20 protein-coding genes, 1 tRNA gene, 1 other RNA gene and 1 pseudogene are annotated in these 21,804 nt (G+C 33.4%); 13 read left to right on the top strand and 10 right to left on the bottom strand.

Features of this window, described 5'->3' with window-relative positions:
• Window positions 1-59: 59 nt before the first annotated feature.
• The 3 genes from ACYQ3P_RS09990 to ACYQ3P_RS09980 form a co-directional block, all read right to left on the bottom strand.
• Window positions 60-968 carry a hypothetical protein gene (locus ACYQ3P_RS09990; RefSeq protein ID WP_460177745.1) on the bottom strand — a complete coding sequence of 303 codons (909 nt, stop codon included), beginning with the start codon at window positions 966-968 and terminating at the stop codon, window positions 60-62.
• Window positions 969-1,626: 658 nt separating this feature from the next.
• The gene (gene hcp, locus ACYQ3P_RS09985) at window positions 1,627-3,237 is read right to left on the bottom strand and encodes a hydroxylamine reductase (RefSeq protein ID WP_460177744.1); all 1,611 of its coding nucleotides are present in this window, start codon (window positions 3,235-3,237) and stop codon (window positions 1,627-1,629) included.
• Entirely contained in the window at window positions 3,227-3,937 is a 711-nt protein-coding gene (locus ACYQ3P_RS09980) for an ATP-binding protein (RefSeq protein WP_460177743.1), read from the bottom strand. Before ACYQ3P_RS09980 ends, hcp begins: the two co-directional genes overlap by 11 nt.
• 91 nt (window positions 3,938-4,028) lie before the next feature.
• On the opposite strand from ACYQ3P_RS09980, the gene ACYQ3P_RS09975 reads away from it, so the two are divergent.
• From ACYQ3P_RS09975 to ssrA, 5 genes are all read left to right on the top strand, one after another.
• Window positions 4,029-4,685, top strand: coding sequence for a Crp/Fnr family transcriptional regulator (locus ACYQ3P_RS09975; RefSeq protein ID WP_460177742.1), 657 nt, complete (start codon window positions 4,029-4,031; stop codon window positions 4,683-4,685).
• Between the two features lie 140 nt (window positions 4,686-4,825).
• A complete protein-coding gene (locus ACYQ3P_RS09970) occupies window positions 4,826-5,047 on the top strand; it encodes a hypothetical protein (protein WP_460177741.1) in 222 nt (73 codons plus the stop codon).
• Window positions 5,031-5,216, top strand: a complete 186-nt coding sequence (locus ACYQ3P_RS09965) for a hypothetical protein (RefSeq protein ID WP_460177740.1) — start codon at window positions 5,031-5,033, stop codon at window positions 5,214-5,216. Before ACYQ3P_RS09970 ends, ACYQ3P_RS09965 begins: the two co-directional genes overlap by 17 nt.
• 39 nt (window positions 5,217-5,255) lie before the next feature.
• Window positions 5,256-5,705: an SsrA-binding protein SmpB gene (gene smpB, locus ACYQ3P_RS09960; RefSeq protein WP_460177739.1), complete on the top strand. Its 450-nt coding sequence runs from the start codon at window positions 5,256-5,258 to the stop codon at window positions 5,703-5,705.
• Between the two features lie 10 nt (window positions 5,706-5,715).
• Window positions 5,716-6,065, top strand: a transfer-messenger RNA (tmRNA) gene (gene ssrA / locus ACYQ3P_RS09955).
• 47 nt (window positions 6,066-6,112) lie between these two features.
• On the opposite strand, the gene ACYQ3P_RS09950 is transcribed toward ssrA, so the two are convergent.
• From ACYQ3P_RS09950 to ACYQ3P_RS09935, 4 genes are all read right to left on the bottom strand, one after another.
• Window positions 6,113-7,087 (bottom strand): GGDEF domain-containing protein, encoded by a 975-nt coding sequence (locus ACYQ3P_RS09950; protein ID WP_460177738.1) that lies wholly within the window; start codon window positions 7,085-7,087, stop codon window positions 6,113-6,115.
• A gap of 4 nt (window positions 7,088-7,091) precedes the next feature.
• A complete protein-coding gene (locus tag ACYQ3P_RS09945; RefSeq protein WP_460177737.1) occupies window positions 7,092-8,120 on the bottom strand; it encodes a hypothetical protein in 1,029 nt (342 codons plus the stop codon).
• 39 nt (window positions 8,121-8,159) lie between these two features.
• A tRNA-Thr gene (locus tag ACYQ3P_RS09940) sits at window positions 8,160-8,231 on the bottom strand.
• 5 nt (window positions 8,232-8,236) lie between these two features.
• Entirely contained in the window at window positions 8,237-8,767 is a 531-nt protein-coding gene (locus ACYQ3P_RS09935; protein WP_460177736.1) for a macro domain-containing protein, read from the bottom strand.
• A gap of 100 nt (window positions 8,768-8,867) precedes the next feature.
• On the opposite strand from ACYQ3P_RS09935, the gene cobO reads away from it, so the two are divergent.
• Window positions 8,868-9,383: a cob(I)yrinic acid a,c-diamide adenosyltransferase gene (gene cobO / locus ACYQ3P_RS09930; RefSeq protein ID WP_460177735.1), complete on the top strand. Its 516-nt coding sequence runs from the start codon at window positions 8,868-8,870 to the stop codon at window positions 9,381-9,383.
• On the opposite strand, the gene ACYQ3P_RS09925 is transcribed toward cobO, so the two are convergent.
• From ACYQ3P_RS09925 to nrfH, 3 genes are all read right to left on the bottom strand, one after another.
• Window positions 9,380-10,657 (bottom strand): TIGR04013 family B12-binding domain/radical SAM domain-containing protein, encoded by a 1,278-nt coding sequence (locus tag ACYQ3P_RS09925; RefSeq protein WP_460177734.1) that lies wholly within the window; start codon window positions 10,655-10,657, stop codon window positions 9,380-9,382. The two genes, cobO and ACYQ3P_RS09925, sit on opposite strands and share 4 nt — an antisense overlap.
• Window positions 10,658-10,733: 76 nt before the next feature.
• Window positions 10,734-12,200 carry an ammonia-forming cytochrome c nitrite reductase subunit c552 gene (locus ACYQ3P_RS09920; RefSeq protein ID WP_460177733.1) on the bottom strand — a complete coding sequence of 489 codons (1,467 nt, stop codon included), beginning with the start codon at window positions 12,198-12,200 and terminating at the stop codon, window positions 10,734-10,736.
• Between the two features lie 14 nt (window positions 12,201-12,214).
• Entirely contained in the window at window positions 12,215-12,658 is a 444-nt protein-coding gene (nrfH, locus tag ACYQ3P_RS09915) for a cytochrome c nitrite reductase small subunit (protein WP_460177732.1), read from the bottom strand.
• A gap of 127 nt (window positions 12,659-12,785) precedes the next feature.
• On the opposite strand from nrfH, the pseudogene ACYQ3P_RS11760 reads away from it, so the two are divergent.
• The 7 genes and pseudogenes from ACYQ3P_RS11760 to ACYQ3P_RS09880 form a co-directional block, all read left to right on the top strand.
• Window positions 12,786-13,064 (top strand): annotated as a pseudogene (locus ACYQ3P_RS11760) (transposase); the annotation flags it as partial.
• Window positions 13,065-13,154: 90 nt separating this feature from the next.
• On the top strand, window positions 13,155-14,009 hold the full coding sequence (locus tag ACYQ3P_RS09905) for a transposase (RefSeq protein WP_460178076.1): 855 nt from the start codon (window positions 13,155-13,157) through the stop codon (window positions 14,007-14,009).
• Between the two features lie 325 nt (window positions 14,010-14,334).
• Complete coding sequence (locus ACYQ3P_RS09900; RefSeq protein ID WP_460177731.1) at window positions 14,335-15,951, top strand: ATP-binding protein; 1,617 nt, start codon at window positions 14,335-14,337, stop codon at window positions 15,949-15,951.
• On the top strand, window positions 15,932-16,600 hold the full coding sequence (locus ACYQ3P_RS09895) for a response regulator transcription factor (RefSeq protein ID WP_460177730.1): 669 nt from the start codon (window positions 15,932-15,934) through the stop codon (window positions 16,598-16,600). The genes ACYQ3P_RS09900 and ACYQ3P_RS09895 overlap by 20 nt, the downstream gene beginning before the upstream one ends.
• 243 nt (window positions 16,601-16,843) lie before the next feature.
• Entirely contained in the window at window positions 16,844-17,632 is a 789-nt protein-coding gene (locus ACYQ3P_RS09890) for an oxygen-binding di-iron domain-containing protein (RefSeq protein ID WP_460177729.1), read from the top strand.
• A gap of 12 nt (window positions 17,633-17,644) precedes the next feature.
• Entirely contained in the window at window positions 17,645-18,520 is an 876-nt protein-coding gene (locus ACYQ3P_RS09885) for a methyl-accepting chemotaxis protein (RefSeq protein ID WP_460177728.1), read from the top strand.
• Between the two features lie 21 nt (window positions 18,521-18,541).
• Window positions 18,542-21,664, top strand: a complete 3,123-nt coding sequence (locus ACYQ3P_RS09880) for a sensor domain-containing phosphodiesterase (RefSeq protein WP_460177727.1) — start codon at window positions 18,542-18,544, stop codon at window positions 21,662-21,664.
• Window positions 21,665-21,804 lie beyond the last annotated feature (140 nt).

The raw sequence follows: 21,804 nt of genomic DNA, 5'->3' as shown, positions 1-21,804 counted from the left end.
AAAAGAGTTATGAGAAAAAATATTATATTATATTCATCTTTCCCTTCCTACAACATTAGCTATCTCCTCAAATACATAAAATTATAATCAGGACGACCCACATAACACGCTCTTTTAAATCCATATCTGTGAATTAGTTCTAAAGCTTTTCTTGCATCGGCTTCTTTATAATCAAAATCAAATAAAACTCTATAACCTTCTACTATCTTCCATCTACCACGATCCTTATATACTGAGACTTTATCGGGATTAAAAGATATGCAGTCTTCGCCTGGAAATTCTCCTCTTGGTGGTTGTCCAGACACAAGAAGATAGGAAAAAGAAGGTTTTGGTCTTCCAACAAAACATGACTGATTCATGCCGTAATATTTAATAATCCTCAATGCTTGTTCTGCTTCATCTCTTTTAGCACCAAAATCAAATAGCCATTTATTACCCTCTACAATTTTCCATCTTCCTGATATGTATTTAACCTCTGTTTTTGAAGGATTAAAGAATATGCAATCCTCTTCATAGGGCTCAGGGCTATGTTCATTTCTACATGTAACCTTGAAATAAGCTTTGTTAGACCTTACAGAATAAGGCTCAATAATTTCTAAACGCATCCATCCGTTAATAACTTCATAATAACTACGACCCAAAATCCATTCATGACTTACTGAGAACGAGCCATCTCTATGAAAAGTATGACTGTAAACTGATGATTTAACCCCATCACTTCTTTCAAATAAATAATGCACTGTTAAAGGAGAATTTAATATATTTCTAACTGTTATATTACCCTGAAATCTTATTTTTGTAGGACAATTTCCTGAATAGTCCTTTGGAAATGCATTTAAATTAGCATTAATAATGATATTATCAGAATAACGGTATTGGTCAGAATATGGCACACATGAGCTACTAATTGTGAAAATTATTAAAATCTTAACTACCAATAAAGCTTTTTTTAATTTTAACTCATTCATTATTGCCTCTTTTAGGAGATGATTATTATATACTTTATTTTTCAGACTATTTTCTCAGGTTAGATAATAATCTGAAAAATAAAGATAATCTTACTTAAGTATATGAAATATTTTTTAATATTTCAACCCTTATAAAAAACCGAAAAAATAGAGATAGATACTCGTCACTGCGAGTCCCCTGTTGCGAGCGATAGCGTGGCAATTTGGGGCGAAGCAGTCTCTAATTGGTAACTGGTGAATGGTGATTCGTGGATGGTGGATGGTGAACACCTCTCCGTAATTGCGAGGATACCCCCTCTCCGTCATTGCGACTCCGAGCGAAGCGAGGAGGAAGCAATCTTGCCTTTTCCCCTTCAAAGAGATTGCTTCGCATCCTTCGGATGCTCGCAATGACGGAAAAAAAATAATCGGTAATGCTCGCAATGACGGAAAAAAATAAACGGGGATGCTTGCAATGACAGCAAAAAATACTTAATTTTCAAATGGTTATACCAATTATTGGATTTCTATCGCTATTTTTCGGAAAAACGAGTTATTGCGAGGAACAAAATCAATAATATTGTTTTGGACCCTTATGGTGTAGTATTTTTTTGAAATAAAAATATTGACAAAATGCGAACCACTCAAAGAGTAGCTCGCATTTTGTAATAAGACAATGCTACCCTAATATTGCCTTTAAATCCTCTTCAGCGGTTTTTATTGGCATGATGTTGAAGTTTTCAACAAGAACTTTCAATATATTCGGGCTTACAAAAGCTGGAAGAGTTGGTCCAAGACGAATATTTTTAATTCCAAGATAAAGAAGTGTTGTGAGTATGGCAACTGCCTTTTGTTCAAACCATGAAAGCACAAAAGAAAGTGGAAGTTCATTTACACTTACTCCAAAAGCCTTTGAAAGAGCAAGGGCTATCTGTATTGCAGAATAAGCATCATTGCACTGACCAACATCAAGAAGTCTTGGAATTCCTTCAATTGTGCCTAAATCTTTGTCAAAGAATCTGAACTTACCGCATGCAAGTGTAAGAATTACTGTATCCTTAGGTGCCTTTTCAACAAACTCAGTGTAATAGCTTCTTCCGGGTTTTGCACCATCGCATCCACCAACAAGGAAAAAGTGCTTTATTTTTCCTGCTTTTACAAGTTCTATCACTTTGTCAGCAACACTTAAAACTGCATTTCTTGCAAATCCAACCATTACTTTTTTGCCTTCGTAATCCTCTTGAAATCCCGGCAACTGAAGTGCCTTTTCAATTACAGGTGTGAAATCTTTATCTTTAATATGAACAACTCCGTGCCAACCAACAACTCCTGTTGTAAAGATTCTGTCCTTATAAGCCTCTTGAGGTTTAATAATACAGTTTGTTGTCATGAGAATTGCACCTGGAAATTGTGAAAACTCCTTTTGCTGATTCTGCCATGCAGTACCATAATGTCCGTAAAAGTGTTTGTATTTTTTAAGTTCAGGATAACCGTGGCATGGAAGCATTTCACCATGTGTGTAAATGTAAATTCCTTTGCCCTCAGTCTGCTTAAGAAGTAGTTCAAGGTCTCTTAAGTCATGCCCAGACACAACAATTGCCTTTCCCTTTTTGTGTCCAAGAGGAACTTCAGTTGGAACAGGATGTCCATAAGTGCTTGTATTAGCTTCATCAAGTATTTCCATTGTTCTTAAATTGATCTGTCCTGCTTTCATTACCATATTTAGCCAGAATTGTAAATCACCATCTCTTGTGAAGGCATCCAAAGCTTCATAGATGAATTCATAGATTGTTTCATCTTCTTTGCCTAAGATTGAAGCATGATCAGCATAGGCAGCAATACCACGAAGAGCATAAAGAACTATCTCTTTCAATGATTGGATATCAGGATTTTCACTACTGTGGAAAAGTTTTTTATTAATCTCCTCTCCCTGTGTAATAAGCTCAGCATTTGATTGTGCAGGCTTAAAATCTGATGCAGAGTTGCCTTCAGTTGGAAAATCTTTTTTAAGTTGCTCTTTAATTTCGTATGCCTTATTGATAAACTGCTTAATAGCCTCACCGTCAAAATTAACATTTGTAAGAGTTGAAAATAATGCTTCAACAGTAAATCTGTTTGCACCTCTGTCAATTTTGCCTTCCTGTAAAGCTTTTTTTACATATGGAGCAAAGCCTATTAAAGACCACGTAAGAATGTCTTGAAGATAAGCAACATCTTCCTGCTTTCCGCATACACCTAATTTTGTGCATGCTTTCTGATTTGATGTTTGTTCACACTGCCTACAAAACATGGCAAACCTCCTTTTGTTTTATTATTTCACCATTTATAGTGATTATGTATTCGCTTACAGGTATTTCCTTACTTGAAAGTGAAAGGGCTTTTTCAACTAAATATGTAAGTCCACCACAGCATGGGACTTCCATTCTTAGAATAGTGATGCCTTTTATGCTGTTTGCTTTAAAAATTTCAGTAAGCTTTTCCAGATAAAATTCAGTATCATCAAGCTTTGGACATCCTATGATTGTAACTTTACCTTTGATAAAATCTCCGTGAATTGATGCATAGGCAAAGGCTGTACAGTCTGCTGCAATAAGAAGCTCTGCATTATTAAGAAACTTGGCATAAGGATTTACAAGCTTAAGCTGAATGGGCCAATTCGTAAGCTGTGATATAGTTTGAGTTTTTGAGGTTTCAAATGGTTCTCTTTTTATAACTCTTTCATGGGAGCTAGGACATCCACAAGGAAGTGTCATCTTCTTAAGCCTTTCCTTAACAGCTTCTGCGTTGAAAGGCTTTGCTTCTGCTTCAATTATTTCAATTGCACCTTCTGGACATGCTGGCAGACAAGCACCAAGTCCATCGCAGTATTCTTCACTTACAAGCCGAGCCTTACCATTAACAATTTCTATAGCTTTTTCATGGCAGGCTTCAGCACAAAGCCCACATCCTGTGCATTTTTCTTCATTGATTCTTATTATTTTTCTTTTCATTGCTTACCTCCGCGTTGTTTTATAATTTCATTTTAAGTGTTTGGGATTAAATAAACTATGATTTAAATCATAAAATTTGATAAAATTTCTCATGCTTGAAAAAGTTGATCTGTTTAAAGCTCTTGCCAAAGATGATATGGAGGAACTTGAAAAAGCTTTAAAAACTGAAAAATTCAAAAAAAAGCAAGTTATCTTTCATGAAGGCGATGAATCAAAATACTGCTACATTCTTTTTGAGGGGAGAGTAAATATTGTTAAATCTTCAGCTGATGGGAAGGAATTAGTGCTTGAAATAATAGACCCACCAGATCTGTTTGGTGCTTTGGCAACTTTAAAAGGTATTCCCTATCCAGCCACTGCGATTGCTGTTGAAAACTCTTTGGTTGGCAAGATAATTTCAGAAATATTTTTGGCAATTACGAAAAAATATCCAGATTTTGAAAAAAGACTTCTTGAACACATTACAATGAGACTTAGAGCATGCATTGATGCCATGAAAAACATTGCATCCGATGATGCCTACACAAGAGTGTTTTCCCAACTTGTCAGACTTGCAAAAAAATACGGGAAAAAGACAGAGGAAGGAATTTTGATTGATATAAAGCTTACAAAAAGAGAAATTGCGGAAATGGCTGGAGTAACCACTGAGACAGCTATCAGGATAATAAGCAAAATGAAAAAAGAAGATGTTATCACAGAGAAAGACAAAAAGATATTGCTTAGAAAAAAAATACATTGCAAAATTTAAACCTTTTTAGTGATTTTTTAAAACTCCTGTTAATCTGGCAATCCGAGCCTCGCTGTAGATGAGGCATTGCAATCCGCGATTCTCCGTTATTCCAGAGATAGATACTCGTCACTGCGAGTCCCCCTGTTGCGAGCGATAGCTTGGCAATCTGGGGCGAAGCAGTCTCTAATAAGGCTTTATTGAAAAACAAAGTAGAGATTGCTTCGCATCCTTCGGATGCTCGCAATGACAGCAAAAAAATACTTAATTTTCAAATGGTTATACCAATTATTGGATTTCTATTGCTATTTTTGGGTTATTGTAAGAAATATCTTTTCCTGACTTATTTAAGTTATAATATTTTTTATGAAAGCAAAGGTTGAAATAGAATTTAAAGATTTACCTATCGAGAAAATACAAAATACATTATTGGAAATTTTGCATGCATTGAAGGCAGAGGATATGATTGAAAACGGAAGCTTTGAGATATTTAGCTCTACTGGCGTTGTTACAGAAAAGTGTATTGTCCAAGAAAATAAAGTAGTTGCTTGAAGAAGAAACCCTCTGCTGTAAGCAGAGCTGAACATACTTATGTCTATAAAAATCGTTTGTCAAAATAAAAAAGCATACGCTGATTACGATATTGAAGAGACAATAGAGGCTGGAGTTGTTCTTACTGGAACAGAGGTTAAGGCTTTAAGAGAAGGCAGAGCGAATATAAAGGATAGCTATGTAATAATTAAAGATGGCGAGGCATTTCTGTTAAATTGCCATATAAGTCCATACTCACACGGAAACATATTTAATCATGATCCAGTTCGCACGAGAAAGCTTCTTCTTCATAAGAGAGAAATTCAAAGACTTGCGGGAAAAATTCAGCAAAAAGGCTACTCACTTATTCCTTTGAAAATATATTTTAAAGGTCCCTATGCTAAAGTAGAAATAGCTATTGCAAGGGGTAGAAAGAAATACGAAAAAAGGGATATAATAAAGAAAAAAGAAGCCCAAAGGGAAATTGAAAGAGCCCTAAAAAACAAATGATCTTTGACAAGGGGGCGAAAGGACTCGACGGAGGTAGTGAGGTCTAAGCTGCATGCCGTGGACTCAGCACCACGTAAAAAGCTGAGAAAAACACAACTGCCAACAACGAATTGGCTCTCGCTGCCTAATTAAAGGCAGCCGTCTCCCTAAGCTCTGCTCTGAGGCTTAGAAGAGGCTTGATACATCAGAGCTGCTTCTGAGAATGCAACCCAGTTCTCAGAGGGAGAATTTAGGGTTTAGGGTTTTAGAAAGCCTGTGGGAGGGCGAGCTAAAACCCGAATACCTAATACTCCCACTAAGCATGTAGATGCTTAGAAGTAGCACCTTCGGACGCGGGTTCGATTCCCGCCGCCTCCACCAATAATTCTTCAGATTAATTTTCTTAAAACGAAAAAGCATAATCTTTTTTAAGATTGATTATTTTTGTTGAAGTATTTACTTTCCTTTAAAAGGGCAAAGGCTCTGTTTATTAATGAATCGTAATCATCAAGCTCATTACATTCAACTGCTACTGCATTTATGGTTAAAGTGAATGCTTTTTCAAAAAGTGTTCTTTCTACCTTTTTTTTAATTCTATCTATTAATTTCCCAGCTCCCTCATAATTAGTAATTGGAAGAACTATTATGAATTCGTCTTCTTCATATCTGACAGCCCAGTCAACATTTCTTATTATCTCGTGAATTAGTTTTGAAAAAGACTTAAGAAGCAAATCTCCAGTCGTTCGTCCGTAATTTAGATTTATGTATTTTAATTGGTTAATATCTAAGAGAACAATTGAGAGCGCATTCTTATATCTTTTGTATTTTTCAATTTCAATAGGCAAATATTCTGCAAGATACTTTCTATTATATAAACCCGTTAAAATATCTTTATATGTTAATTCAGTCAATGTTTCTTGAAATTTTTTATCTAATTCAGCCAATTTCAGTTTGAGTTCATTTGCTTCTTTAGTGGATTGAATAATTTTTGCAGTTAATTTGTCAGCCTTATAAAAACTTTTTGTAATAATAAAAACAATGTAATTTCCAACTTTAAGAGAAACTCCCTTTAAAGCATTGTAAATCTTATTTTTAAAATCTAATAGGTCAATTGAAGAATTGATAAAATTATTTTCCAAAATTTCTGGAAGTTCATTTAATTTTTTTGATGTAAAATCTCTAATGTTTTTATCGATAGGATTATCTAAATAATTAGTTATTTTTAAAAAACCTTTGTTTACGTATTTAATATCGTAATTATCGTCAACTATAAATACTACAATTGCATCATTGTCTTGTAATGACTTTGCAAAAATATTAAATTTTTCTCTAATAAGATTTGCCATTAAATCTTCTGTTATAAAATTTTCAGAAGTATCCTTTTTCAAAAATTTTTTAAACATAGTTTTACTCCTGTAAGATTTTTAAAGGATGTACAATTTTTAGACTTGCTGGTAAGTTAGTATTTTCATCAAAATCTGTTCCATGTATAATGAATTCACACTGTCTGAAATTAGGATTAGTTTTATGAGCTTCAAAAAAATTAACAACTTCTTCCAAATTATAAACATCTACTCCCATGATGTAAAGTTTTTCCAATTCATTAATTAAGCTAAAATTTGGAATTTCTTTGAGTGGTAAAAATTTTGCACTTTTTCCTTTTAAGTTTAATAAATAAGATATAAAGGCAACTTCAATATAGGAATAATAATTAAAAAAATATCCGATTGGTTCAAACTGTCCAGGAAAGGTAACTAAAATTTTGGGCTTTTCTTTGAATTGAGTATCCAAAATTTGAGATGTAGCTAAATCATAAATTTCTGAGAGTATAGCTATAGCCTCAATTTCATCAAAAATTCCTTCAATAAATAAATTATGGATTTTCTCCAAAATAGGAAGAAAAAATTCTATTATGGCTTCTTTTTTGTCTTTTCCTTCAAGAAAATTTTGTAATGGCTGATTATCTTCTAATTTTTCAAAACATAAGATTTTTGATAAAATCTTCAGGAATGGTTCGTCATTTTTAACGATATAGCATTTTTTATAAAGCTTATCAGAGTTTAAAAATTTATCAATATTGGACGAGATTAATTCATATAAGGATATTAAATTTTTGGAATAGTTTGGAATTAATGTTTTAAAAGCGTTTATGAAAACAAGATTTTCCAACTTAAAATATTTTTCTTGAAAGCTTAAATTAAGATGACATTTATAAAGAAGCATAATTTTTCTTATACATTCAGATAGCAATCCAAACTTGATTCCATGCTCTAAAATTATAAGATGTTTTTTGATAAGTGATTCAACAACATTTATGGAATTATAGCCAATCAGTTCATTGAAGTTTTTATTTGATTTTACCTCACTGGTAATATAGTCAAATAAATCATTCTTAGCTATCTTAAAAGACTCAGTTATAAATTTTGTATCTGACATTTCTATCTATCAATTTAATTATTTAGTATGGAAAACAAAAGCCGGGAATGGGATTCGAACCCACGACCGGTCGATTACGAATCGACTGCTCTACCGCTGAGCTATCCCGGCTATAGTTATATTTTATCAAACTCATTTTTAAAGTAGCGATATGTATCTTCATCAAAAAGACAAAACTCAATAATTTCAAGAGAAGATGAAGTATTGTTTTTAATATACTCAACAGTAGCATTTACTAAAACTTTTGCCACCAAATCTTTCGGACATCCATATATTCCGGAGCTTATTGCAGGAAAAGAGATGCTTTTTAATTTGTAATCATCTGCAATTTTTAAACTGCTCAGAACTGCATTTTTAAGTTTGCTTTCCTCATCTCCCTCACCCCATTTTGGACCTACTGCATGAATAACATATTTTGCTTTAAGTGCTCCAGCAGTTGTTATTGCTGCAGAACCTGTAGGAACAAATCCGATTTTATCGCTTTCTTCCTGAATTATTTGACCACCTTTTCTTACAATTGCACCTGCCACTCCACCACCGTGCTTAAGATAATTATTTGCTGCATTTACAATTGCATCAGTGTCTCTATCAGTTATATCCCCAATCATTATTCTTATTGTTTTACCTTCAACCCTTTTCTCCTCCATACAAACACCTCCACAATGAATTATAAAATTATAAAACACTTAAAAGCCTGTTATAAAGTTTTTACTTGACTTTTAATTTTTAAAAAAGGTAAATTTTGCAATGCAAAAGGGCTACATTCAGATTTATACTGGAGATGGAAAAGGCAAAACTACTGCTGCCTTAGGGCTTGCTTTAAGGGCAGCTGGAGCTGGGCTTAAGGTTTTTATTGCACAGTTTATTAAAAATCAACTATGCAGTGAACATATTGCACTTGAAAGATTTAAAGATTTGATAACAATAAAACAATATGGAACAGGCTTTATAAATGGTAAACCAAAATCTGAAGACTATGAAATAATTTTGCAAGGATTTAAAGAAGTTGCAGAGATTTTAAAAAATGGCGATTTTGATTTAGTGATACTTGATGAAATAAACCTTGCAGTTCATCTTGGTATAATATCTGAGGATGAATTGATAAAAGTTTTAAAAGAGAAGGCTTCAAATGTAGAGGTTGTCCTTACAGGGAGAGGAGCATCCCAAAAACTTATTGAAATAGCTGATCTTGTTACAGAGATGAAGGAGATTAAACACTACTACATAAAAGGTGTGCTTGCAAGAAAAGGCATTGAGTATTAATTTTTTAAATAATCGGCAGTTCTTTTTGCAAGCTCTTCTTGCTGTTTCCAACTACCATACAAAACTCTATTTGAAATAAGTTTTCCGATAATTCTTCTCAATTCCTTACTAATTTTGCCTGCTGGAGCCTGAGAAAAAGGTGTTTGTGGAAGAGGCATAAATGTATGGGCATGAATTTTTGCACCCATTTTTGCTAAATCATTCATAACTTTAATTGTTTTTTTAACATCGTCTTCAGTTTCCCCGGGTAATCCAAAGATAAAATCTACACTTGGGATAAAGCCTGCTTTTGATGTTAACTTTATAGCTTGATAAACATCTTCAACTGTATGTCCTCTGTGGCAAAGCTCAAGTATTCTGTCACTTCCAGATTGGGCTCCAATCACAAGATTTTTATTGTCAGCATATCTAAGTAAAACATCTATTGTTTCCTCTGTAACATGCTCAGGTCTTACTTCTGATGGAAAGCTTCCAAAAAAAATTCTTCCATCAGGCTTGATAATTTCTCTAATATTTTTAAGAAGCTCTTCCAACTTCGCAATATTTAGAGTTTTTCCATCATCTGAACCGTATGAAAAAGCATTTGGAGTTATAAATCTTATATCTTTCAAATTCCTACGCCTCATCTCTTCTACATATTCGCAAATTTTCTCTATGCTTCTATGCCTTACTTTAGCTCCAAACATATATGAAGTTTGACAGTAATAGCAACAAAATGGACATCCTCTTGTTATTTCAATTGGACCAAATCTTCTATGTTTTAATGAAAAAGGAGCATAATTGTCTAAATTCACATGATTTTTTAATGGATTTAAATTAAAATTTCCATTTTCATCAAAGTAGGCAATTCCTTTTACTTTGTTTAAATCATCATCAGTATCAAAAGCTTTTAAAAGTTCAATCAATGTTTCCTCTGCCTCACCTCTTACAACAACATCAAAACCCATTTTAAGTGTTTTAAGAGGCTCTCCTGTTGGATGTGCTCCTCCTGCAATGAATAAAAGATTTTTGTATTCATTTTTTATAGGTTTAAGAGAATTTAAAATTTCCTCTACATCCCACAATTGGGTAGTGAAAAATGATACTCCAAATATTACTTTTTCATGTTTTTTAGCTATTTCCTTAAGTTCAGAGTAAAGGGATTGTTTTGAAGTTAAAAGATAAATCTGTAGATTTTCAAAATATGGCTCACTCTCCAAAGCTCCAAGCAAAGCATTAAAACTGTATCTGTTCTGTTTAGTGTAATAAAAAGCCAAAGCAATGTTGTTTTTCATAATTGAATTATAACAAAAGCTGATAAAATGAGGATTTATCTGCACCCGGACGTTACCGGGTGCAGATGTTGGAGAGCTATTTAAGAAAGGCTTCTAAATTTTGCTGAGTTCCAAATGGATCTTTGAACTCCTGTTCTGGCTTAAAGTTAAGTTTTTTCTCGCCACGATTGTTAAGATATTTCTTAAGCTCAAGGTCAATATTAACAGGAACTGAAACTCCTGCCTGAGCAAGCATAGTTCTCAAGATAGACTCAGACTTAGATGCATAGGCAACAGCATCTCCAAGTATTCTCATAGCCTCTGTTGGATTGTGAAAGCCTATTGAGTTCTCTGCACCTATAAATATTACTCTGTAAAGTGCCTCTAAATACATATCCTTTGCTTTGTTGTAAAGGTTTTGGTCAAGGGTTTTGCCTTGTTCTTGAGCTTTATGAGCAATTTCAAATAGTTTTGCAGTTACTGCTGTCTGATAACCGGCTCTAAGGAGCATGCTCATTGTTCTGTCTTGAATTGCTATAACTTGCTGTTTTAACCATTCAGGTGTTTCTGCATGGCACTGAAGACATGGCTTCATATCTTGCTTAAGAGGACTCATTATCCTGTGTTCACTAACTTTGAATCCACCCATTTTCTTATAAGGCATGTGACAATCTGCACATGCAACTCCTGCATTCCAGTGAACTGAGTTGTTTGAGAAAAATTCAAACTCAGGATGTCTTATGTATGCAAGCTTAAATCCTGTTACTGCCTGTTTCCACTCTGCATATGCCGGATCACTCTTAAGCACTTTGATAATGTTTTCAATTGAGATATTTCCAAGCTTGCTACCTTGCCATGGGAAGAAAAGTCCTGTTGGCTTCATATCTTTGTCTCTCGGCACTATATATGTGACATGGCACTGGGCACATACAATGCTTCTCATTTGTTGATGTGGAATGTTATTTGTATCAACTCCCATTGTCTGAAGTGCCTTAACAAGAGTAAATCCTCTTCTTATATGAAGTGAGGCATCTTTTGGATTGTGACAGTCTATACAGGAGTCTCCAAGTTTGCGATGTTTTTCAGGTATCCAGCTCCATACTTCTTTGTAGGGTCTATTGTAATAGGCAAGACCATATTTTGCCTCAAGCTCAGGTGCATATGTTGTCTTACATGTTAAACATACTCCGCCTGGTTTTAATCTTGAAGGATCTATCTCAAGCTGATCAATGACCCTGTAGTAATGACTTCTCGGCTCATTGTATTCAATTCCAAATCCCCATCCATTATAAAGTAAAGCCATAAATGGATACTCTGAAAGTTTGTCATAAATTACCTTGTCTGTATCCCAGCCTCTTTTGTATTTGCTTTTTCCAGCAGGAGTTGGCTCTGCAGACTGTTTCCACATTTCATAATGAATTGGATAAACCTTTCCCCATACTTCAGGGTCAATTTCATTTTCAGCCAAAGGTGTTGCTCTGAACTCCTTTGCCTTCTCAGGTTTACAGCCAAAGGAAAAAAGCAGAGCAATGATTAAAAATGCGATAAAACTCAATCGTTTCATAGCAAAACCTCCTTTTACAAAGTTTGTCTTAATCCTGTTAATTTATGGGATATTCTTTTATGACAATCCCAGCAATTTCTGCCCTCAGAATTAAGCATTTTTGATACAACTCCCTGATGACACCTTATGCAGTTTGACTGAATTGTTTTTTTGCTGTGGGAGGATGCTTGAATTCTTTCTGGAACTGCGCCAGTATGAAAGGCTACAAAATCCTTTCCTCCATCAATAGCTTTCCATACATAGAATTTTACTTTTGAATCATTTGGCAGATGACAATCAACGCATTTAATGTTGTTGTGAAGACCTCCTTTTGCCCATGCATTGTATTGCTCTTGCATAACATGACAGCTTCCACAATAGGATGGAGAATTTGTTTTAGCAAGAATGTTCGGTGATATTAGAGTGATTACCAACAGCAGAATAATTACCGCAATCAAAATAACAGCACTTTTTCTCATTGCTCACCTCCTTTATCACCAGATTTGAGACTGTTCAAAAACTTACAAACACCTGAAAATCAGGCATTTGTAAGCTATTGCTTTTTTTCTTTGCCCCTAAATCATTAAAATATCTTAATCCTTTTATATCGGAGGACAAGCAACGAGAAGACATAATCAACCTAACTTTGCTGACAATATCATTTCTCAAATTATACCTCTTGATGACCCCCTTAAAATTCTTTTCAGCAGTATTGACTTCTCTTTCATATATGAACTTTGTAGAGATAAGTACTCCTCCGTCGGTAGGCAAGGCTACAACCCTGTTAGTCTTTTTAAAGCACTTTTGCTCATTTATCTTGGATATGCCAACTCTGAAAGAGACCTTGCTAAAAAGCTCAAGTTTGACGGTAGACTCTGCTTTCTCTGCGGATTCTCCTACGGAAACACTCCAAAACATAACACCTTCCACTACTTTAGGCAAAGACTTGGAGTTGACACTTTTCATGATATTGTTATGAATCTTATTGCTCAATCTTTGGTTAATATAAAAAGCAATAAACTTAAGTTTTCTATAGATTCTACCCATATAGAAGCCTTTCCTTCTGATAAAGATGCTAAGCTTGGATACAAACAGAAGGACTTTAGCTTTTTTGGCTACAAAGTCCATCTCACAGTCACTACCACAGAATTGCCAGTGATTGTATCTGCCACTGTTACAGAGGGAAATAAATGGGATGGGCACTTTCTTGCACCTTTGACAGAGTTTGCTCAAAAGATTGCTAAAAAGAACAACAAAACAATACAGGCAGTAATAGCAAATGCAGGATATGATTCTGTGGAAAATGGGAAATTTCTTTTGGGAAGAGACATTATTCCATACATTATTCCATACATTGCTGAAAATCCCAGAGGAAGAAAAAATCCTTTGCAAACAGGCTTTATAACTGTAACATCCAAAGGAAAACTTGTCTGTCCAGTAGGAATTGAACTTTGTTATTGGGGAAGAGAAAGCAAAAGAGGAAGAATAAAATTTCGCTGCGGGCTTCATAAAGAAAAAGGAAAAGGATGTCTTTTTAGAAACATCTGCTATGGCAAGAGTGATTACGGACCTTGTTTTTATATCAAAGAAGACCAAGACACACAAAAAACAATGAGAGCGATAAGAAGTAAGAAAAGCTTTAAAGCGACTTATAAGAAAAGGACAGTAATTGAACGAGTCAACAATGTACTTAAGACAGCTCAAAGGCTTTGTCAGTTGAGAGTGAGGGGGATAAAACAAGTAAGCATACATGTTTTTATGAGCATTGCAGCTTATTTGAGCAGAGTCATAGCTGGATTTAAGACGAACAACAAACTTGTTAGTGTGTAAAGCATATACTAAACAATAATATAAAGAGAACAATATAGGAAATCTAAGGGATAGCATTTGAAAATTGAGGGGTAACAATTGATTTTTTAGTGATAAAAGGGTTAATGTTTGAGCATATGATGGAAAAATTACTATCAATTTTTTATTGAAGTCTTTTAAATTTTTCTTACCTATCTCCATAGACTTAAACCTTTATCATTTTTGGACAGTCTCCACCAGATTTGATTTAATTATAAAAAATCTGCAAAAAATCTGCAATAAAAATTCTGTTAACTTCATGTAAAATTTTTGTAAAATTTTGCACGCTAAAGTTAAAATTAGAAAAATGAGCTTAAGAGTAAAATTTGCCCTTGTCATGATAATAGCAACAAGCTTACTTCTTCCTATATCTTTTTACATCATTTTGAAAAATCAGGAAAAAATTATTTTTCAGCAGAGTGAAAATGAAGCCAGAGCAGTCACTAAAATGATAATTCTTACAAGACAATGGATAGCTTTGCATGATGGAGTATTTGTAAAAAAGAAGCAAGGAATTGAGCTCAATCCTTATTTAACAAAAGTCGGAATAAATCCTTTGATAAAAGATGAAAAAGGAAATTTTCTGATCTTAAAAAATCCTGCCCTTGCAACCCGTGAGCTTTCAAAGCTTTCAGAATCCTCAGAAGGATGGAGCTTTCGCATAATAGGTCTTACGCCAATAAATCCAAATAATACTCCAGATATTCATGAAGCAAAGGCTTTACAAGCATTGCATGAGACTAAAGAGAGAGAATATAGTATGATTATAAATGATAGAGGAAAAAGATTTTTGAAATACATTTATCCACTTTATGTCAATCAAGAATGTCTTGGATGTCATGGAAAACAAGGTTATTCTATGGGGCAGTTGATTGGTGCACTAAGCATAAATATTCCTGTAGAAAAGACTTTTTTAGCAATGCAGGAAAACAAAAAGAAGTTAATTTACATTTTTCTCATAACCTTTGGTTGTATGACTGCCTTAGTATTTCTTATGGTTAAAACTTTTGTCTCAAATCCTTTAAAGAAAATCAAAAAAACTATTAAAGAATTCAAAGAAGGCAAAATTCCTGCCTATAACCAAATACAAAGTAGAGATGAACTTGAAGAAATATGGCATACTTTTAAAGATATGGCAGAAACAATTTCTGAATATCATAAGGAACTTCAAAATAAAATAAAAGAAGCTACAAAGGAGCTTGAAACTGCAAATAGAAAACTTTTGGAGTTAAATAAAAGAAAGTCAGATTTTATTGCAAGTGCTGCTCATGAATTAAGAACACCTCTTACATCTATAAAAGGCGCTATTGATTTTTTTAATGTAGCTTTGAACTCACCTTCAGATAGCGAAATTAATGAAAAAATTAACTTCATGCTTCAAGTCATAAAGAGAAATACAGACAGGCTCATAAGAATGATTAATGATATGCTTGACCTTGAAAGAATAGAGAATGGAATAATGGAGTATCATTATTCATGCTTTGATTTATCTGAATTGATTGAAGAGACAGTTTTTGAAATTAAATCTGCAGCAGAAAAATCTGTAAATTTTTTTACAGATGCTGAAAATTTAGCTGTATTCGCTGACAGAGATAAAATAAAGCAGGTGTTGTTGAATCTTTTATCAAATGCAGTTAAATTCAGCCCTGAAAATGGAGAAGTTAAAATCCTGTGCAAAAAACAAAACTCTGAAGCTTTAGTTGAAATATCTGATAAAGGCCAAGGAATTCCTGATGAAATTAAGGATAAAATATTTGATAAATTTTTCAAAGACAAACATCTTGGAGGAACAGGGCTTGGACTCACAATTGCAAAGGCTATAGTTGAAGCTCATGGTGGTTCAATTGGAGTAAGAAGTGATGGGAAAAGTGGAAGTACATTTTATTTTACATTGCCATTGAAAAATGAAAATACTAATTGTTGATGATGATTTGGACATTCTAAAAACTCTTAAGCTTATTTTTGAGCTTTATGGGTTTGAAGTTCTAACTGCTTCATCTTGGGCAGAAGGTGAAAAATTGCTTGAAAGTGTTGATCTCCTTATTCTTGATGTAATGCTTCCCGATGCAGATGGTTTTGAAATTTTAAGAAAACTTAGACAAAAAAAGCCTGCCTTTCCAATAATCATGCTTACAGCAAAGGACAAGCTCTCTGACAAGGTCTTAGGACTTGAATCAGGTGCGGATGACTATGTAGTGAAACCCTTTGAAACTCTTGAGCTTATTGCAAGAGTGAAAGCATGTCTTAGAAGAGCACAAAAATGTTCTCAAGAATCACTTACTGTTGGAGACCTATACATAGATTTTAAACAAAGGATTGTTAAGAAAAAAGAGCAGGAAATATATCTTACTCCAAAGGAATTTGCTATTTTATGTTTTTTATGCTCAAAAATAGGAGAAGTGGTCTCAAAGCATGAGTTAAAAAAGGCATTATGGGATGAGGCTGATATATATGCTTGGAGTAGAACAATTGATGTCCATATAATGCATCTTAGAAAAAAAATTGAAGATGACCCCTCAAATCCGAAATATATTCTTACAGTGCCGAGTGTGGGATATAAGTTTTGTGGATGATAGTTAGAATTAAAATAAAAAATTTGTTAAAATAATTTTAAACTAAATTGCACGATTCTCCAGTGTCATTGCGAGCGTAGCGAAGCAATCTGCCTGCTGGAGATTGCCACGCCCCTTCGGGGCTCGCAATGACGGAGAAGTGGATTGTGAGCATGGTTATAGCAGGCTCGCAATGACAAGAGAATAAAGGTTTTATGTAAAAATTCTATAATTTATGTATAATTAAATCTTAGGAGGGTCATTATGTTTAAGAAATCTCAAGAAGTAGATATTGTAAGGGGCGATGTTCTTTATGATGATGGCACACACAGATTTATTTGGCTTGGATGGGAAGAACACGAGGAAGAAGGACTTGTTCAGGTTAATCAGTATTTAATAGAAAGCAATGGCAAAGGAGTTATACTTGACCCTGGTGGAGTTCATGTCTTTCCAAGAGTTGTTGCAAATGTTTCAAGGTATGTAGACTTAGACAAAATAGAGCATCTTTTCTTTTCCCATCAGGACCCTGATGTCTCCTCAGGAGTGGCTCTTTGGTTAAGTGTTACTAATGCAAAAGTTTATATTTCAAAGTGGTGGGTAAGATTTCTTCCCCATTATGGAATTTTTGATATGAATAAAATAGTACCTATTGATGAAGGTGGAGGAAGAATAAATCTCGCAGGTGGTAATTATCTTGAAATTATTCCTGCCCATTTTTTGCACTCTGTAGCCAATTTTCATGTTTATGACCCTCGTTCAAAAATTCTTTTTACAGGTGATCTTGGTGCTGCAATTTTTCCAAAAGGACAAAGGTATACATATGTTGAAGATTTTGATAGCCATTTAAAGCTTATGGAAGGTTTTCATAGAAGGTATTTAGCATCAAACTCTGTTATAAGAAGGTATCTTGAAAGAGTATCAAAGCTTGATATTGAAATCATTGCGCCACAACACGGAGCAATTATATACAAAAAGGAACATATTCAAAGATTTTTCAACTGGCTCGCTGGTTTAAAATGCGGTGCAGACATAGTTGATGAATTTTACAGATAGGAGGATTTAATTATGTTTTTCAGAAGGAAAAAAATTCAGTCTGACAATAAAAAAATCGTTGATACAAACCTTGCACTTATAAAAACTCTCTCCTCAGGCATCATAAAGTCAAATTTAGTTGGCTCAACAATTTCTAACACAATGGGATTAATTGATTCTAATTTTTCAAGAATAAGGGATGATGTCTCATCTATTGCAACATCTATGGAAGAAATTGATATGACAATACGGGATATGTCTCAAAGTGTTAGTTCTATAAATGAAGAAGTGCAAGCAATGGTAAAACAGAATGATATGATGAATCAAGAATTAGAACAAAGGGTGAGAGACATTGAATCTCATAATAGAAAAATCATTGAAGTAGTTGAAAATATAAAGGACCTCGGTCATGCAACAGAAAATATAGGCAACATAGTAATATCCATTTCAGATGTTGCTGATCAGACAAATCTCCTTGCCCTTAATGCCTCAATTGAAGCAGCAAGGGTTGGAGAAGCAGGAAGAGGTTTTGCAGTGGTTGCAGATGAAATAAGAAAACTTTCTCAAAAAACAGAGGCATTGACAAAAGACATTGGAAAAATACTCGGAAATCTTAGAGACAGAGTTAGTTCAGCAGTTGGAGAAGTTGAGAAAATTAGAGAGCTTTTTTTAAGCATTGAAGAGGATATGAAAAATATAAGACAAGCATTTGAAAAGACAAAAACCATGTCCGATAAAGTTGGAGATGCTGTTAACACCCTTTCAACAGCCATTGAAGAGCAAAGTCAGGTTCTCACTGATGTCTCCAAACGAATTACAAACACCGCCTCTATGCTTAATGAAACATATAAAGTTTTCTCAACTGTAATAAAGGTTAATGAAGAAATTTCAAAATTGACCAAGTTTTAATCTTTTTGATATAGTGAAGTTATGCCTGAATCCCTAAAACTAAAGCTGTGCTATCATGTTAAAGAAGCAAATGAAATAGGCTTTTGGGAAAAAATTGCAAAGAAAATTTCCCTGATAATTGAACAACCTGTTGAAATTGAATTTTTAAAAGGCTTATCAGAAGAAATTTTCAATGAAAATCTTGCCTCAGTTTATTATACTAATCCTGATGATACCATAAGTCTCATCAATAAAAATTATATAGTTTTGGGAAAATTAAAGGGATCAAAGGAGAGTCTTTGTGCAATAAAATCAAAAAATTATAATCCCGATAAAGAAAAAATCAAAGTGGCTATCATAAAAAAGAGATATTTCTATCTTCCACTTTTGTTTTTCGGGAAAGATTACAAAAAATTTCAGATACATCCAGTAAGTTCTTACACTGAAGCCATATCCCTTTTAAAGCAGGGAGAAGTAGATATAGCTTTTGTATATACAGAATTGGGAAAAATTTTTTACGAAGAAAACTTAGATTTTTCTACAGATTTTTGCTTTAGTATTCCTCATTATATAGTTATTCATCCTTCATTTGTAAATTTCAAAGAAAAACTTCTTTCAATTGAGGAGTTTGAGCCTGTGCATCCTGATGAAATAAAGCATTTGAATTTTTTATATATACAGCTCAACAACATGTTGAATGAGTGGAGTAATCATGATATTGCACAGGCTTTGATTTTATCGCCAAATATAGGAGTTATTGTCTATCAGGACAAAATCGTTTTTGCAAATAATTATGCATTGAAAATGTTGGAATATGCTGAGGATGAATTTTACAAATTGAAAAGTATAGATATTGTTCTTCCCAAATATAAAGGAGAATTACAAAAAGTCGTAGAACGACGACTTAAAGGAGAAAAGTTTCAAAGAATATACGAAATAGAATTTTTAAAAAAGGATAGCTCAACAATTTGGGTCAATTGTCTTACGGATACTATACTTTTTAGAGGATTACCTTCTGGACTTATCCTTTTCTATGATATTACAAAGCAAAAAAGAGAGCAAGGATTTAGAGAACTTCTTCAATTAATCAATAAGGTAATAACTACAGCTTTAACTGAAGAAGAGATTTATGATAGAGTCTGCAAAGATATTGTAGAGAAGCTGAAATTTAAATGTGCAATAATTTCTCAATTTAAAGAAGAGAGTGTAGAGATTTTAGAAAATTACTACTCAGGAGACTGCGACAGTGTAATAAACATTGTGAATGAAATTATTAAACTTTTTAAAGATAAAATCGTCTCTTCAGAAATTATAGTTTTTAGTGATTTTCAAAATGAAAATTTAACTTTTTCATCTAACTTAGTTAAAAATGGCATTCATTCTGGATGCATTGTGTCATTTACAAAGAATAAAAAAATAGCCTCAGCATTATTTGTTTTTTCTGAAAATCCAGATATTTTTGATAAATCTTCTCTGGAAATTTTAAAAGAAATACAGCATGACATCTCCTTTGCCCTTGACAGAGTTGAAAAAATCAAGGAAGACTTGATTATCGGAGAAGCATTAAGAAATTCAGATACTTGGATTTTAGTTACGGATGAAAATGGGAAAATTATTTATGTAAATGAAGCAGTAGAAAAAATAAGCGGATACAAAAGAGAAGAACTTATAGGGAAAAATCCAAGAATATTCAAATCAGGCTTAAATCCTCCTGAATTTTATAAAGAAATGTGGGATACAATACTTTCGGGTAAAATTTTTCATTCCATAACTCCAAACAGAAAAAAGAGCGGAGAAATATTTCATGTTGACTTAAAAATCATACCTGTAAAGCTTCCTGGAAACATAACAAGATTTATTGCTGTTGCAAAGGATATAACAGAAAAAATGGAACTCTCTGAAAGACTGCAACATATGCAAAATTACGATGCCCTCACCGGACTTTTAAATCTTAATGGATTTATAAGAGCTGTAACAGAAAAAATTAATACTCAAACATCCTTAGGAGCATTTTGCTTAATAGACATTTATGATATGACAAGCATAAATAAACTCTATGGATTAAGTGCAGGCGATTTGCTTTTAAAAGAAATTTCTCAAAAAATTAAAGAACTTTTTAAAGAATCTACAGCGATTGCAAGACTTCATGCTGATACCTTTGGAATTTATGTAGTTTGTGAGACTTCAGCTGATATATATCAAATTTACTCCAAACTAAACGAATTAAATGAGCAAAAATATATGATAGATGATAAAATGATTCCTGTTAACATAAATGCCTCTTTAGTAATTTATCCAAAAGATGGAAAAAGTTTTAAGGAACTATATGAGAAAGCAGATATTACTGTTACAAAAGCAAAACGCGATGGAAGCGGTATTGTAAGGTTTTACTCTGAAGAAATTGAAAAAAATATAGAAAGCCAATGGAATACCTTTACACTCGTTAAAAATGCAATAGAGAAGAATCTTTTTAAGTTTTATTATCAACCATACTACAGTGCAGATTCATTAAACATAGAGGGTTTTGAAGCTTTGGTGAGAATTGTTGATGAAGATGGAAAACTTTACACTCCAAATATGTTTATAGATTATCTTGAAAGCAGTCACTATTTGGAGGCTTTTGAAAGATGGGCAATTAATGAAGTAATAGAAAAAATAACAAAGTGGGGAAAAAGCATATCTATCAATATTTCTGGTAAAACACTTGTAAATCCTGCATTTACATTGAGAATTTCAACATTGCCTGACAAAATAAGAGAAAAACTCACGATAGAGATTACTGAGAGAATATTAATAAAAGAACCTGAGCATGCAACAGTTACTTTGCTTGATATAAAAAATATTGACTTTCCACCAAAAATTGCACTTGATGATTTTGGAACTGGTTATTCTTCTTTGAATTACCTGAAAGATTTGCCGATAGACATAATAAAAATTGATAGAGCCTTTGTCAAAGATTTAACAACAAACAGTAAAAATCTTGCCATAACTCAAACGATTATATATCTGGCAAAAAAGTTAGGAATGAAAGTATTAGCTGAGGGCATAGAAACTGAACCGCAGTATAATCTCGTCAAAGAATTAGGATGTGACTTTGTGCAAGGATTTCTTTTCAGTAAACCATTGCCAGAGGAAGAAATTGATAGGATAATTAAACAAAATTAAACTATATTTTCTCCAAAACAAAAGCCATCATGGTTTCAATGAATTTATCAAAGGTATTCAGAACTTGACTTGAGACGAATCAGCTCTTTTTCGGCATTGCGAGGTATCTCCCTTAATCTCTGAAAGTATTCTCATTGCGA

Source organism: Thermodesulfovibrio hydrogeniphilus (assembly GCF_054657355.1).
The sequence above is the reverse complement of the archived record's forward strand: the minus strand, read 5'-3'. Positions and strand labels throughout refer to the sequence as shown.

Excerpts from the sequence above, each read along its gene's own strand:
- ACYQ3P_RS09990 (WP_460177745.1), bottom strand. The coding sequence starts at position 968 with ATGAATGAGTTAAAATTAAAAAAAGCTTTATTGGTAGTTAAGATTTTA.
- hcp (WP_460177744.1), bottom strand. The coding sequence starts at position 3,237 with ATGTTTTGTAGGCAGTGTGAACAAACATCAAATCAGAAAGCATGCACA.
- ACYQ3P_RS09980 (WP_460177743.1), bottom strand. The coding sequence starts at position 3,937 with ATGAAAAGAAAAATAATAAGAATCAATGAAGAAAAATGCACAGGATGT.
- ACYQ3P_RS09975 (WP_460177742.1), top strand. The coding sequence starts at position 4,029 with ATGCTTGAAAAAGTTGATCTGTTTAAAGCTCTTGCCAAAGATGATATG.
- ACYQ3P_RS09965 (WP_460177740.1), top strand. The coding sequence starts at position 5,031 with ATGAAAGCAAAGGTTGAAATAGAATTTAAAGATTTACCTATCGAGAAA.
- smpB (WP_460177739.1), top strand. The coding sequence starts at position 5,256 with ATGTCTATAAAAATCGTTTGTCAAAATAAAAAAGCATACGCTGATTAC.
- ACYQ3P_RS09950 (WP_460177738.1), bottom strand. The coding sequence starts at position 7,087 with ATGTTTAAAAAATTTTTGAAAAAGGATACTTCTGAAAATTTTATAACA.
- ACYQ3P_RS09945 (WP_460177737.1), bottom strand. The coding sequence starts at position 8,120 with ATGTCAGATACAAAATTTATAACTGAGTCTTTTAAGATAGCTAAGAAT.
- ACYQ3P_RS09935 (WP_460177736.1), bottom strand. The coding sequence starts at position 8,767 with ATGGAGGAGAAAAGGGTTGAAGGTAAAACAATAAGAATAATGATTGGG.
- cobO (WP_460177735.1), top strand. The coding sequence starts at position 8,868 with ATGCAAAAGGGCTACATTCAGATTTATACTGGAGATGGAAAAGGCAAA.
- ACYQ3P_RS09925 (WP_460177734.1), bottom strand. The coding sequence starts at position 10,657 with ATGAAAAACAACATTGCTTTGGCTTTTTATTACACTAAACAGAACAGA.
- ACYQ3P_RS09920 (WP_460177733.1), bottom strand. The coding sequence starts at position 12,200 with ATGAAACGATTGAGTTTTATCGCATTTTTAATCATTGCTCTGCTTTTT.
- nrfH (WP_460177732.1), bottom strand. The coding sequence starts at position 12,658 with ATGAGAAAAAGTGCTGTTATTTTGATTGCGGTAATTATTCTGCTGTTG.
- ACYQ3P_RS09905 (WP_460178076.1), top strand. The coding sequence starts at position 13,155 with ATGAATCTTATTGCTCAATCTTTGGTTAATATAAAAAGCAATAAACTT.
- ACYQ3P_RS09900 (WP_460177731.1), top strand. The coding sequence starts at position 14,335 with ATGAGCTTAAGAGTAAAATTTGCCCTTGTCATGATAATAGCAACAAGC.
- ACYQ3P_RS09895 (WP_460177730.1), top strand. The coding sequence starts at position 15,932 with ATGAAAATACTAATTGTTGATGATGATTTGGACATTCTAAAAACTCTT.
- ACYQ3P_RS09890 (WP_460177729.1), top strand. The coding sequence starts at position 16,844 with ATGTTTAAGAAATCTCAAGAAGTAGATATTGTAAGGGGCGATGTTCTT.
- ACYQ3P_RS09885 (WP_460177728.1), top strand. The coding sequence starts at position 17,645 with ATGTTTTTCAGAAGGAAAAAAATTCAGTCTGACAATAAAAAAATCGTT.
- ACYQ3P_RS09880 (WP_460177727.1), top strand. The coding sequence starts at position 18,542 with ATGCCTGAATCCCTAAAACTAAAGCTGTGCTATCATGTTAAAGAAGCA.